Raw genomic sequence first — 13,181 nt, 5'->3', positions numbered from 1 at the left:
TTTTATTCGTTGGGTAGTTTATAAATTGCAGCGACTTGAACAAAACCAGGTTTTATACAGGATGTCTTTCCGTAATTTTGGTCATTTTGGGTGTAGTAAACACCTCTAATGCCCAGCAGTACGAGGTAGGACTCGGATTGGGAGCAGGATCCTACACCGGAGATATCATCCGGACCATAGATCCGACCCAACTGGGAATTCAGGGAACGTTATTTGGCAGACGAAATTTTGACAATGCCTGGAGCTTAAGGGCAGGCATTTCCATAGCACGACTCAATGGAGCGGACAGCATCCGACCCATAGACCCGGTAGCTCTGGCCAGAGATGCCCATTTCAATGGCACCATGGTAGAGTTGGGGGCAACCATGGAATTCCATTTTCTGGATTACCTGAGCCACCAGTCCAACACCCGCTTTTCCCCTTTTGGGTTTTTTGGCTTGGGATATGGGATGTTTTTCGGCAATGGTCAGTCCTACACGGCAGATCCTCAGCCAGGTAGTTATTCCGTGGGCACGGCACTGATCCCTTTTGGTTTCGGGGTCAAATACAAATTGAAGGAACGCCTGTTTATCTCTCTGGAAGGTGGAGCCAAGGCTACCTTCACGGACAACCTGGACAAAATCAGTGCTGATGCCAACTATTTCCAGCGGTACAGGACAGATCCGGGCACCGGGGAACAGACCCTGGATCCCTCTGCCATCAACTTTGGCAACCATTCCGACCGGGATTGGTACTATTTTTTAGGCTTTACAGTAAGCTATTCCTTCCACCAGGTAAAATGCTATCCCTTTAATAATTGACCTCAGGATAGAATTTTTGAAAAAGAAGTGTCATTTTTGTAATTCAATTCCAATCAGTAGAATACATTTGAATGAAGGAAGCGATTGATAAGGGTAACATTCCCAAACATATTGCAGTAATCATGGATGGCAACGGACGCTGGGCCCAGAAAAAAGGTGCCATGCGGATCTTTGGCCACCGGAATGCCATTGCTGCGGTGAGAGATGCCATAGAGGGGTCGGCCGAGCTGGGGGTAGAATACATCAGCCTGTATGCGTTTTCTACGGAAAATTGGTCCAGACCAAAGGAAGAAGTAGATGCACTCATGGAAATTCTGGTACAGGCCATCACGGATGAAGTACCCACCATGATGAAAAATAATATTCGCCTGGATACCATAGGAGATACCGAAAGCCTTCCCCCAAGCTGCAGGGAGCACCTGAGAATGGGCAAGGAGGAGACCAAAGCCAATACCGGTATGACAGTCGTGCTGGCATTAAGCTATAGTGGCCGCTGGGAAATCAGTCAGGCCGTCAGGAAAATTGTCAGAAAAGTAGTCAAGGGTGAAATTTCCGAAAAAGATGTGAACCAGGAAATGATTGCTTCCTGTCTCAACACTGCAGGAATGCCTGATCCTGAGCTGTTGATCCGCACCAGTGGTGAAGTCAGGATCAGTAACTTTATGTTGTGGCAGTTGGCCTATACTGAGTTGTATTTTACAGAAGTATTGTGGCCTGATTTTCGGAAAAAGGATCTGCACGAAGCCATATTGGCTTTTCAGAAAAGGGAAAGACGATTTGGCAAAACCGGAGCCCAAATAAGACCCTCTCCTTAGAGTCAGGCACCAGTAAACCCCAGGTTACCGGGTTAGTTCAATCCAAAAGTCCCGAGGACAATGGATTAAAATTTATCGTTTGAAATGAGAAAACATATATTGATTATCTACTTGCTGCTGTTAACCGGAGTAGCAGAGGCCCAAATCAGACTGGGACAAAGCCGGTATACCCGTCAAGAGCCGGTAGATATTATAGATCTGGATTATTCCAATCCCAAAACTTACCGGATCGCCGGAATCGAAGCCATTGGGCTAAGTACCTTGGACGAAACTGCCATCATTTCGCTGGCAGGATTGCGCTTGGATGATGAAATTACCGTCCCTGGGGATGCGATCTCCGGAGCATTGAAGAAACTTTGGGCTCAGGGTATCATCGGAGATGTAAAAATCCTGGTGACCAAAATTGAAGGTGATGACATTTACCTGCTGCTGGACCTGACAGAAAGGCCCCGTTTTAGCCGGGTGGAATTTTCCGGCATCAACAAAACCCAGGAAGGTGAACTCAAAGACAAGGTCAATATCCGGGGAAGGGTAGTCAGGGATGATGTACTCAACAATGCCCAGAGAAATATCAAGGACTATTTCGTGGACAAAGGCTTCCTAAACGCAGAAGTAAAAGTCGTACAGGAAAGAGATACCACGCTGCCCAACAGTGTAAAACTGCGTTTTGATGTTGAGAAAAAAAGCAAGGTAAGGATCAACGAAATCCGCATTGCAGGAAATGAAAACATTACCGCCCCGAGAATCAAGAAAAAGATGAAGGGGACCAATGAACATGCCAGGGTGTATATTTTTAAAGACCTGGTATCCCGCATCCTCAATCTCAATAGCAAAAACCTGGGAAATGCCATCGCCAAAAGAAATCCGGTGACGGAGGATCAAATCAGGGAATACATCAACAAAAATTTCAAACTCAATTTCTTTAACGGCTCCAAGTTTGTCCGAAGTGACTACCGGGACGATAAGAATTCGGTGGTTGATTTTTACAACAGTAGGGGCTACAGGGATGCAGAAATCCTCTCTGACAGCATCTACCGCTTTGATGATAGCCGGATCAATATAGACATTGAAATAGAAGAGGGACGGCAATACTACTACCGAAACATCACCTTTTCCGGAAACTACATACATACCGATGAAGAACTGCAAGCCAAACTGGGCATTTTTGAAGGGGATATCTATAATAAAGAAAAACTGGACAAAAGGCTGAACTACGATCCCCAACAAGGAGATGATGTCAGTTCGCTCTATCAGGACAACGGTTACCTGTTTTTTACCATCGACCCGGTAGAAGTAAATGTGCAGGCCGATTCCATCGATATTGAAATGCGGATTTTCGAGGGCCCTCAGGTTACGGTAAACAGCGTTGCCATCGAAGGGAACGAAAGGACCAGCGACCATGTGGTCATGCGGGAAATCAGGATCCTCCCCGGTCAGAAGTTTGACCGCAGTGCTTTGGTAAGAACCATTCGGGAACTTTCCCAAATCGGCTATTTCAACCCGGAAAATATCGAACCCGATATGCGGCCAAATTTTGAAGATGCCACTGTGGATATCACCTTCAAGCTTGAAGAAAGACCCAATGACCAGATCGAACTTTCCGGAGGATGGGGTGGTTTGTTTGGTTTTGTGGGTACCGTGGGATTGACATTCAACAACTTTTCCATCAAGAATATCAAGGATTTCTCCAAGTGGAGGCCCCTGCCGGTAGGCGACGGGCAGAAGGTATCCCTCAGGGTGCAGGCTAACGGGCGTAGCTTTCAGAATTACAGCATGTCATTTACCGAACCCTGGTTTGGAGGGAAGAAGCCCAACGCTTTGAGCTTTAGCTTTAACCATTCTGTACAGCGGCAAATTGATTTCTTCAACAGAAATAATTTCGGACAGGAGCTGGGAGCATTTAAGATTACCGGGGCTACCATAGGCCTGGCCAAAAGGGTAACCTGGCCGGACGATTACTTTCAGGTCAGTAACAGCCTGCAGTTTCAGGTATATGATTTTGATGAATACGGTAATTTCTTTGGCCTGAGCTACAATACAGGTACTGCGAGAAGTATTGCCCTCAATACCACCATTGCCAGAAACAATATAGATAATCCCATTTATCCCAGATTTGGCTCCAACATTACTTTGAGTGCCTCCCTGACGCCTCCCTATACCTCCATGAATCGGGAACTCAATCAGGAGTCTCCGGATGAGGAAAAATATCAATGGCTGGAATACCACAAGTGGATGTTTGATGCCTCCCTGTATACCCCGGTATTCGGATCGAATAAGCTGGTCTTGAGTGCGCGGACGCACCTGGGCTTTGTAGGCTCCTATGGCGACCGAATCGGTATCATACCCCTGGAACGCTTTGTGCTGGGTGGAGATGGCATGAACATGAACAACTTTGCCCTGGGTCAGGAAATCGTTGGCTTGAGAGGCTACGAAAACCAATCCATCACACCGGGCAGAGAGTTCAGGGGACAAGCCAACGCACCCATTCCCTATGGTGGAGTCGTGTATAACAAGCATGTGATGGAGTTGCGGTTTCTGGTATCTCCGAATCCCTCAGCTACCATATTCCTCCTGGGCTTTGCCGAAGCCGGCAACAACTGGGGCAACTATGCCGATTACAATCCTTACGACCTGAAGAAATCGGCAGGCTTTGGTGCCAGGATATTTATGCCTGCCTTTGGTTTACTCGGGATAGATTGGGGCTATGGATTTGACGAAATCCCAACCATGAGCAATCCGAACCCAGGACCTAGCGGTGGCATGTTCCACTTTACCATCGGGCAACAATTCAGATAATTATGGAAAAATCACTGAAATTGTTACTTTTGCTTTCCCTTTTTCCTTTAGCCCTCATGGGACAGAAAATGGGTTACGTGGATACCGAATATATCCTCAATAAACATCCCGACTACAAGAAGATACAGGATGAAATGGAAGCCCTTAGTCTGGAGTGGAGAAAAGAGGCACAAAATTTGGAAGAAGAAATACAGCAGATGTATAGCGACCTTCAGGGAGAGCAGGTATTGCTGACCGATGAAATGTACCAGGAAAGACTGGAATTGATCAGAGAGAAGCAAAAAGAGGCCAGGGCCTTCAACAACAGGATTTTTGGAGAAAACGGGCAGCTTTATCAAAAACAATCCGAATTGCTTCAACCCCTGCAATCGACCATATATGATGCAATTGACCGGGTTTCCAAAAGAAACGGGCTGGCTATTTTGTTTGACAAGGCATCAAGTCCTACGTCAATCATTTACACAGACCCAAGACATGATTACTCGGATTTTATTATAGAAGAATTAGGTTTAGAAGAAAACAATTAAAATTAACAAAGTTTAACAATTATGAAAGCAAGAATCATCCTATCAGCAATAGCCATCTTATGCTTTGGTTTTGTAGGCAATGCACAAGACGTCAAGATCGGTTATACCAATGTAGAATACATCATGAGCCTGATGCCGGAGATGGAGCAAATAGATGCTGATATCCAAGATTATAGTAATCAGTTGGGGCAGCAAATCCAGACCAAAAATCAGAGTTTCCAACAGCAGGTACAAACTTACCAACAGTCGGCCCAAACCATGACAGAAGAGGCCCGTGCCACCAAGGAACAAGAACTGCAGCAATTGCAGCAGGAGATGCAAAAGTTTCAGCAAGATGCGGAATCTTCCTATCAGCGGAAGCTACAGGAATTGTTGGAGCCAGTACAGACCAAGGTGTACAATGCCATCAACACTGTAGCAGCGGAAAACAACTATACCCACGTTTTCTCTGAGTCGGCCGGACAGGCTCCTGTACTGCTTTACACCAAAGACGATGATCCGTTCACAGATTTGGTATTGAGCAAGTTGGGGCTGGAAGCACCTGCCGCAGGGCAACCAGAACCTTCCATGCCAAGTGCTACTCCGCCATCCGGACAGTAAGTGGTTAAATTCCTTTAAAAAATTTTAAGCCCGGTTGTTTTAACAGCCGGGCTTTTTCTATATTTAAGCCAATTAATGTCAAAAGTTATGTTTTTAAGGTCATTTGTTTTTTCGTTTTTTACCCTATTTGCTGCTCATGCGCAAGAAGATCCAAATTTCGACATAAGCGCCTCTGAAGTGTACCTGGATGCCGAAAAAGAAGGGTTCAGGGAATTTAAATTTACCATTAAAAACCTGGGGAAAAGTACAGCACCAGCGGGAAGCTACCGGGTGTTTTTTAAAGTCAATGGCAAGATGCAGAGTTTTGAAATAGAGACCTCTGCACTCGAAGCAGGAAAATCCCTGATCTATACTTCAGGTGAAAAAATCCCTGCCAACCAACCCGGAAAGAAACTCAAATACAGGTTGATCATCCATACCAAAGATGCCGATAAAAGCAATAATCAGCTGAAGGGGGAAATTATTCTTTAAACCATTTCACAGCTAATGGTGGATGGGAAGCGAATAATCAATAGAAACCCTCATTCAATCATTATTACTTTTTCCACTGATAAATCCTGTCTATTTTTCCTGAAAAACGATGCACAGGATTTCAAGAAAAATTTATTTCGCCTTCTTTCTGGCCACATTCTCCCTGCTCTGCTCCTGCAGTAAAAGTGAAGCACCCAGCCCATCCAGGGAATTTTTTATGAAATTTAAAATCAATGGGGACTGGGTAGAATACAAAGTGATGGATTATCATTCCGTGGTTTTCAGTTATGATGCCAATGGAGGAATATACGCTTCACTGATCCAGGCACTGGGAGAAGGAAGTACCGGCACCAGCGATTTTTTCAGCATTACCCTGTGGAGCGAAGAAGTGTTTGAAGAAAAAACCTATCAGATGCAGGAAGGGGTCAGGGCTTACGAAAACTCGTATTTGCCCAGCCTGATTTTTACCCGGTCTGATTTGCAAGGCAACATGTACAATGCAGCTCTGCTGCAGCAAAATTATCCAACCATAAGTATTCCTGACAATGGCAGTCTGACTTTGACCCATATAGGGAATGATCTGATTGAAGGTACATTTGAAGCTACCCTCTATGGTCCCATTACCCCTACCACGGGTCGAGGCGATACCGAGTTAAAGATTACAGAAGGATCATTTCGCATGAAGCTGATCGTTGATCTGCCATAAGGGAGGGTAATTCAGTTTCCGGGGATTACAAATCCCCTTTATCTGGGCCACCGGATTACAAATCCCGAGGAGCTGTGCTGTTAGACATTTGCCATGTCGGACGACAGATAATGCAGGGTTTGTAATCCTGCTGACGTCCACGCCACGGCTAATGAAAATCCACCGGAGCTGAATCCATTCGGGACTACATTTGCATTTTCAATACCACTTCTGCCACTCTTCTTCCCAGTCCTTCTGCTTTCTTCAAAAACAAGGTATCCACTTCTTTCCCCGTATAATCACCTTCCCCGGTAATGGCCGAAGCTCCAAATGCTGCCTCTGTTTCGGCTCCACCTGTGATCAGCATCCCGTGAACCAGCATGGCACGTATCATGCCGAACATCACCGATTCTTCCCCAAGGGAAAAGCCGCCACCCGTGACAAATACAGCACCGATCTTATTCTTTAAGGGCCTGCCTTCAAATGGCCAGCTGTTGATAAACTCCTGCACCTGAGGGGCCATATTGGCATTGTACACCGGGGAACCCAAAATGATGGCGGAGGCATTCAAGACCTCCTCCTCGCTCACCTCCTCAACGGATTTGATGACGTAGTTGACATTTTCGACCTGTTCCACTCCCATCGCCACAGCCTCCGCCATGGCTTGGGTATTGCCCGAACCGGAGTAATAAGCAATAAGGACGCTTGGAAACTCCTGTGCCATTACATCTCCGCCAAGGATCATTAAAAAAAATAAAATCAGGTGATGCCCGAGGTTTTTATTCTTCATGGCCAATTAAATTTTCAAGATCATCTAATTTAAAGTATGTTTTTTTCCAGCTTTGATCAGGTTTCTTACCTCAAAATGATCCTTAACCACCTTAGGCCAGTCATTGCCAACAAATCCATAGGCAGCTTGCATCAGGTGAAGAAAGACATTCCTCTTTTCTTCTTCCGAAAGGTTTTTATAATGTTTTTGATGATCCGCAGCTTCCCCGAAACTTTGGATGGCAAAAGCTTTTTTGTCTAGTTTCATCATTTAAAAGTCTTACACTTAAGCAATATAGGAATAAAAAATGTTCTGGATGATGTAAGTTCACGTTATGGAGATTTCAAATCCCGAGGAGCTGTGCTGTTCGACATTTGCAATGTCGGACCACAGATAATGCAGGATTTGCAATCCTGCTGGAACGCAAACGTTATGGGGATTGCAAATCCCCTTATATCTGGACCACGGGATTGCAAATCCCGCGGAGCGGAACGGCGGAAATATCCTAAAATGCCAACTTCTACTGGTTTTTTCTAACATAAGCTTGTAATTTCGGTTTAGAGATTTACAATTATGGTTAGCAACAACTCATGAATAAAAATAAAGCCAAAACAGGTATTTTATTAGTCAATTTGGGTACACCAGATAGCACGGCCACCGCTGATGTTCGCAAGTACCTCAGGGAATTTTTAATGGATGGCAGGGTGATCGATATTCCCCTGATACCCCGCTGGATGCTGGTAAACCTGATCATTGCCCCCTTCCGGGCACCCAAGTCGGCGGGGGAATACCGCAAATTGTGGACGGAAAGGGGATCACCCCTCTTGTTTCATACCGTAGATTTAAAGGAAAAATTGATCCCCATGCTGGACAGTAGCCAATACCAGGTGGAAATGGCCATGCGCTATCAGTCACCATCCATAGCGGATGGATTAAAAGCACTAAACAAGGCCAACGTCAAAGAGATTATCGTCTTGCCCCTTTTTCCCCAGTATGCCTCAGCCACCAATGGCTCAGTAATCGACAGGGTAATGGAGCTTGCCAGAGAATGGCAGATCATACCCAATATTCGTTTTATCAGCAATTTTGTAGATCATCCCTTATTCCTGGAAGCATGGGCCGAACTTGGCAGGGAAATGATCGCAAAGGGCGAATACGACCGTTTCCTTTTCTCCTATCACGGTTTGCCCGAAAGGCAGATTAAAAAAGGATCTGTAGATGGATATTGTCAATTGGGTGATTGCTGTGCCAATTACACGAAGAAGAACCAATTTTGCTACCGGGCTCAGTGTTTTTATACTACCCGGCTGATCACGGAAAAATTGAACCTTCCTCCCGAAAAAGTTGTCACCTGCTTCCAGTCCCGCCTGGGTAAGGATCCCTGGATCAAGCCCTACACGGAAGATTTAGTAAAGGAAATGGCCCGCAAGGGAGTAAAAAAAGTGTTGGTTTTTTCTCCGGCCTTTGTAGCAGATTGCCTGGAGACCACCGTAGAAGTCGGAGAAGAGTACAAGGAGCAGTTTATGGAGTTGGGAGGGGAGCAATGGGATCTGGTACCAAGCTTAAACTCCCGGGATACCTGGGTGCAATGTGTCAAGGATATGGTCAGTAGCAATAAATAATCCAAAGCAGAATCTTTCCTTATTCCGGAAACAAATCAGCCTGCATACCTCTCCAAAAGGACTCTTGCCATTTCCCTGTATTTTTCCAGGTCAGGCAGGGGAAGGCCCGTGATTTTGGCCTTTTCATCCCATTCCCGCAATTTCAAAACGAGTTTGTGGTTGGTATCCGTTTCAAAAGCCTTTGCCTCGGCTGCTGTCATGACACCCCCCTGAAACTTGAGGGTTTGTTTGCTGGCTTCAGATAATTTGCTATAATATGCCGGGTCTTTGTAAGTCAGGTAGCGTTTGGCCGCCACATGGCTTTCCACCAGAAAGGCGATCAGTTCAGGAAATCCGAGCTCCCTTAAATACTCCGCCCCCAGTTTTTCGTGGTTCAGTACCCCAAAACCATCCATTTCATCCAACTCCTGCTGCTGGGCAAACAGGTGCCCCAAATCATGGAAAAAAGCCGCCAAAATTACCTCCACCCCATATCCTTCTTGCTCCGCCAACTGGGCGGCCTGACACATGTGTTCCATTTGGGATACCGGTTCGCCGATATAATCGGCATTGCCATAAGATTCATACAAGCCAAATACGGCATCAATTTTGGCCTGAGAGGAGAACTGGGTCATGGTAACATATTTTTCCTGAAAATAATCAGTTTCTACATGAAAGCCTATTGCGGGTGAGTAAAAAATTAACGGAAGCTTGATGTTCCGGAGCTTTATAATCCGGTAATTTTTAGGTATTTTGACCACAAAATTGTAGCCATACCACTGTATTATTTATGAAGAATCCCATCAAGCTGGCCGTCTTTGACATGGCCGGAACCACCATTAAGGACCAAAGCTATGTGGCACAGGCTTTTCAAAAGGCTTTTTCTAAGCAAGGCTATGAAAATGTTAGCCTGGAAGAGGCCAATGAAAGAATGGGTTATCCCAAACCACAGGCCATTCGGGAGATGCTGCAAAACCATAGTAGCCCTGGCGTAGCGGTTACAGCGGCGATGTTAGATAAGATTCATAAGAGTTTTGTGGCCGAAATGATACAATTTTACCAGCAAAATCCTGACATCAGACCTATGGAGGATGCCCTGGAAGTGTTTGAATCCTTGCAACAAATGGGCATAAAGGTAGGCCTGGATACCAGTTTCAGCAGAGATATCACCGAGGCGATTCTCGATAGGATTGGCTGGAACGGACATCCCCTGATCGACATTACCGTTTGTAGCGATGAGGTTAAAAAGGGACGTCCCTATCCTGACATGATATTAAAAATGATGGCCGCACTGGGAATAGGGAGCCCACTTGAAGTAATAAAAGTTGGAGATACAGCTTTGGATATACAGGAAGGTTTGAATTCAGGCTGCCTGATGAGCATTGCCGTGACCACCGGGGCTCATACCGAGGAGCAACTAAAGTCCCATAGCCCCACCCAAATTGTACAGCGACTAAGTGAAATCCTGCCATTGGTGGAGCAGGAGATGGCCGCAAAGCAGGATTAACCATGTAATCAATAAGTTGATGCAAGAAATTTGAAGTAGGTTTGGGTTCTATACTACGCTTTACGCAGGTGCTTGCAACCAAAACGACTATTTTTTTACTAACATTTTTGGATATGATTCGTCATATATGTATTTTAAGAAGAATAAAGAAGGAAATAACATGACATATTTAATATTTAATGCGCTTTTTTCTATAAACTTTTTGTTGATTTACAATTCTATGGAAGTATTCAGCAAAAAAGAACCTGTGGTCAAAGCAGTAGCTGATGCGGCTTCTAATGATGATTTAGAACGTTTTGCTACCAATAAAAGCATTCCGCTTGAAATACGGGACATTACCCTGGAAGCATTGTCCCATTTTCCGGATCTATTTCAAACGGAAATAGACTTCCAATTCAAGAAAAATATTCATGGATCTGTCATGCAGGCACAACCAAAAATCGGTTCCCTGCTATTTTCAGGTAAGGCGAAACGCGGCTACCGGATCAAGATCAGCCGCTACCTCGCTTTGGAGGATGAGGCCATTCCCATAGAAAACCTCCCAAAGGAAGTCTTATTGGGCTGGATAGGGCATGAGCTCGGGCACATACAGGATTACCTGGAGCGAAATACCCTGGATATGCTGGGTTTCGGAGTCAAATATTACCTTTCAAAAACTTTTGTCAGCGAAGCCGAAATTGCCGCTGACAGCTATGCCGTAGCTTTTGGTCTGGGAGAAAAGATCATTGCTACCAAAAACTTTGTCTTAAATCACGAAAAACTGCCTGAAGATTATAAAAGAAAAATAGAAACCTTGTATATGTCTCCCGGAGAGATACTTTCTATGGTAGATGCGGAAGAAGAGGAAGGTAGTGAGTAAATGTAACCATTTGAATTACTTTTTGCTTTATCGGTTAATCCCCAGGCAAATTTAGGCTATTCATAAACCATCCCGAGAATCCCGGGTTATTTAATCGAATAATCACATGAATGGCAGTATTAACCGATTTGATAATGATGCAAGAATTGGCTCTTTTTCCCCTGAAATTAGTTGCTTTTCCTAAAGAAGACCTGCACCTCCATATATTTGAGCCACGCTACAAGCAACTTATCAATGATTGTCTGGAAAAAGGGCAGACTTTTGGTATATCTACCTATTTGGATAAACTGATGCCTCTGGGAACGGAAATGAGGCTGGTGGAAGTGAGCAAAAAGTATGAGGACGGCAGGATGGATATCAAATCAAAAGGACTGAAAACGTTTAAAATTCTGGATTTCTACAATCCCATGCAGGGAAAGCTCTACGCTGGGGGCAAGGTGGAATTTATGGCTTTGGACAATAGGGCTTCTATCGAAAAAAAGACAGCGTTTAGCAAAAACCTGGAAATTCTTTTTAACCTCATGGAGCAGCCAATGAAGCCAGAAGAACTAAACGGCTTGAACTCATTTACCTTTGCCCATAAAATCGGATTGAAGCCCGTTGAAGAATATACACTTTTGACCATAGCCAAAGAAGAGGACCGTCTGGATTTCTTATTGGAGCACTTCCAAAAAATCATTCCGCTTTTGAAAGAAATAGCATCTTCCAAACACAAAATCAAGATGAACGGGCATTTTAAATACCTGGATCCGCTAAATTTTTGAAACGTCTGTTTTTCTGATAAAGGCTTTGCGCTTGTTCCATTCGATCTGGTACCACATGTCTTGCGAGGAAGCAATGGTAATGCGGTGACCGGCTTGTACCCTTTTTACCAGTTTGCCGGCAGCGGATGGTTGGTCCATGATCAGCACCGTGGTTCCCGTAATGATGGCCGTTTCGGGCTTTTCAATAAAATTATTGCTGATAAAAGCCAGGACCATAAAAATCAGGGCGGGAATATAGAATACAGATCTTTTTTGTGGCATGACAAAGACCATGATTAGGGAAAACACAAGCAATAAGGCAAAGGAAGCCGTAATCTCGGTTTTATAGGCCACCAAAATGCTTAAAAACCGGTCCTGATCTGATACTTCATAACCTTCCAGCCTGGATTGATTGGTCAGGGATTTGATTTTTTCGATGACAGCTGGGTTGGGGTTGTGTTCGTAGTATTTGGACAAATAAAGGGATGCTTGCCCGAAATCACCAATTCCGTCGGCTATAAACCCCATTTTCAGGAGCATGGCTGGAGAATAGGTACCTTCTTCATAAAGTATATGTTCATAGATTCCCAAGGCTTCCTGGTATTTCTTTTGAGAAAACAGGCTATCCGCATTTTGAAGGGTCATGGGCTCTTGAGCCTGACATTCAGCTTGATAAGACGAAAGCAGGGAAAAAGGCAACAAAAAAACAATAAAGATCCATCTAAGATTTGGCATTATCAATCTAGTCCGTTAAATTTGCAGTCCAATTACGGGAAAGCGAGGCGCAAAACCAAGTTTTCTTTGGAAATAATCAGCAGGTTTTACTTGTTAAGTTTAAGTTCTGATTCCGTAGCTCAGCTGGTAGAGCATAACACTTTTAATGTTAGGGTCCTGGGTTCGAGCCCCAGCGGGATCACAAAAAAGAGAAACCTTGTTCTTTGGAGCAAGGTTTTCTTGGTTTATGCACTTTAATGGGCGAGAAGTTTATCCCGAAGCAGCGCTGCCTGT

Annotated in this window: 15 protein-coding genes and 1 tRNA gene; 12 read left to right on the top strand and 4 right to left on the bottom strand. The window is 44.7% G+C overall.

Going from position 1 to position 13,181, the window contains the following annotated elements; translation table 11 throughout:
* The first annotated feature begins 35 nt into the window (after positions 1-35).
* The 7 genes from GL182_RS15665 to GL182_RS15635 all read left to right on the top strand — a co-directional run bounded on the left by GL182_RS15665 (position 36) and on the right by GL182_RS15635 (position 6,715).
* A complete protein-coding gene (locus tag GL182_RS15665) occupies positions 36-800 on the top strand; it encodes a DUF6089 family protein (protein ID WP_163380716.1) in 765 nt (254 codons plus the stop codon).
* Positions 801-871: 71 nt separating this feature from the next.
* On the top strand, positions 872-1,615 hold the full coding sequence (locus GL182_RS15660) for an isoprenyl transferase (protein WP_163380715.1): 744 nt from the start codon (positions 872-874) through the stop codon (positions 1,613-1,615).
* A gap of 84 nt (positions 1,616-1,699) precedes the next feature.
* Positions 1,700-4,411: an outer membrane protein assembly factor gene (locus GL182_RS15655; RefSeq protein WP_163380714.1), complete on the top strand. Its 2,712-nt coding sequence runs from the start codon at positions 1,700-1,702 to the stop codon at positions 4,409-4,411.
* A 2-nt stretch (positions 4,412-4,413) separates the two neighbouring features.
* Positions 4,414-4,938: an OmpH family outer membrane protein gene (locus tag GL182_RS15650; protein WP_163380713.1), complete on the top strand. Its 525-nt coding sequence runs from the start codon at positions 4,414-4,416 to the stop codon at positions 4,936-4,938.
* A 21-nt stretch (positions 4,939-4,959) separates the two neighbouring features.
* Positions 4,960-5,538: an OmpH family outer membrane protein gene (locus GL182_RS15645; protein ID WP_163380712.1), complete on the top strand. Its 579-nt coding sequence runs from the start codon at positions 4,960-4,962 to the stop codon at positions 5,536-5,538.
* Between the two features lie 87 nt (positions 5,539-5,625).
* Positions 5,626-6,009 carry a hypothetical protein gene (locus GL182_RS15640; RefSeq protein WP_163380711.1) on the top strand — a complete coding sequence of 128 codons (384 nt, stop codon included), beginning with the start codon at positions 5,626-5,628 and terminating at the stop codon, positions 6,007-6,009.
* A 109-nt stretch (positions 6,010-6,118) separates the two neighbouring features.
* Positions 6,119-6,715 (top strand): hypothetical protein, encoded by a 597-nt coding sequence (locus GL182_RS15635; protein ID WP_163380710.1) that lies wholly within the window; start codon positions 6,119-6,121, stop codon positions 6,713-6,715.
* 184 nt (positions 6,716-6,899) lie between these two features.
* On the opposite strand, the gene GL182_RS15630 is transcribed toward GL182_RS15635, so the two are convergent.
* Complete coding sequence (locus GL182_RS15630) at positions 6,900-7,484, bottom strand: flavodoxin family protein (protein ID WP_163380709.1); 585 nt, start codon at positions 7,482-7,484, stop codon at positions 6,900-6,902.
* 24 nt (positions 7,485-7,508) lie between these two features.
* On the bottom strand, positions 7,509-7,733 hold the full coding sequence (locus GL182_RS15625; protein ID WP_163380708.1) for a hypothetical protein: 225 nt from the start codon (positions 7,731-7,733) through the stop codon (positions 7,509-7,511).
* Positions 7,734-8,053: 320 nt separating this feature from the next.
* Between GL182_RS15625 and hemH the strand changes: the two genes are divergently transcribed.
* Positions 8,054-9,085, top strand: a complete 1,032-nt coding sequence (hemH, locus tag GL182_RS15620) for a ferrochelatase (protein ID WP_163380707.1) — start codon at positions 8,054-8,056, stop codon at positions 9,083-9,085.
* A 35-nt stretch (positions 9,086-9,120) separates the two neighbouring features.
* On the opposite strand, the gene GL182_RS15615 is transcribed toward hemH, so the two are convergent.
* Positions 9,121-9,699, bottom strand: a complete 579-nt coding sequence (locus GL182_RS15615; protein WP_163380706.1) for an HD domain-containing protein — start codon at positions 9,697-9,699, stop codon at positions 9,121-9,123.
* A gap of 155 nt (positions 9,700-9,854) precedes the next feature.
* On the opposite strand from GL182_RS15615, the gene GL182_RS15610 reads away from it, so the two are divergent.
* The 3 genes from GL182_RS15610 to GL182_RS15600 all read left to right on the top strand — a co-directional run bounded on the left by GL182_RS15610 (position 9,855) and on the right by GL182_RS15600 (position 12,194).
* Positions 9,855-10,571 (top strand): HAD hydrolase-like protein, encoded by a 717-nt coding sequence (locus tag GL182_RS15610; protein WP_163380705.1) that lies wholly within the window; start codon positions 9,855-9,857, stop codon positions 10,569-10,571.
* A 220-nt stretch (positions 10,572-10,791) separates the two neighbouring features.
* A complete protein-coding gene (locus tag GL182_RS15605; protein ID WP_240469852.1) occupies positions 10,792-11,430 on the top strand; it encodes a hypothetical protein in 639 nt (212 codons plus the stop codon).
* 134 nt (positions 11,431-11,564) lie between these two features.
* Positions 11,565-12,194, top strand: coding sequence for an LON peptidase substrate-binding domain-containing protein (locus GL182_RS15600; RefSeq protein WP_163380703.1), 630 nt, complete (start codon positions 11,565-11,567; stop codon positions 12,192-12,194).
* Here the strand turns inward: GL182_RS15600 and GL182_RS15595 are convergent.
* A complete protein-coding gene (locus tag GL182_RS15595) occupies positions 12,183-12,908 on the bottom strand; it encodes a hypothetical protein (protein WP_163380702.1) in 726 nt (241 codons plus the stop codon). The genes GL182_RS15600 and GL182_RS15595 overlap by 12 nt on opposite strands.
* Positions 12,909-13,016: 108 nt before the next feature.
* On the opposite strand from GL182_RS15595, the gene GL182_RS15590 reads away from it, so the two are divergent.
* Positions 13,017-13,089: transfer RNA gene (locus GL182_RS15590), tRNA-Lys, on the top strand.
* Positions 13,090-13,181 lie beyond the last annotated feature (92 nt).

The sequence above is a fragment of the Cyclobacterium sp. SYSU L10401 genome (assembly GCF_010993705.1).
GTDB lineage: Bacteria > Bacteroidota > Bacteroidia > Cytophagales > Cyclobacteriaceae > Cyclobacterium.
The sequence above is the reverse complement of the archived record's forward strand: the minus strand, read 5'-3'. Positions and strand labels throughout refer to the sequence as shown.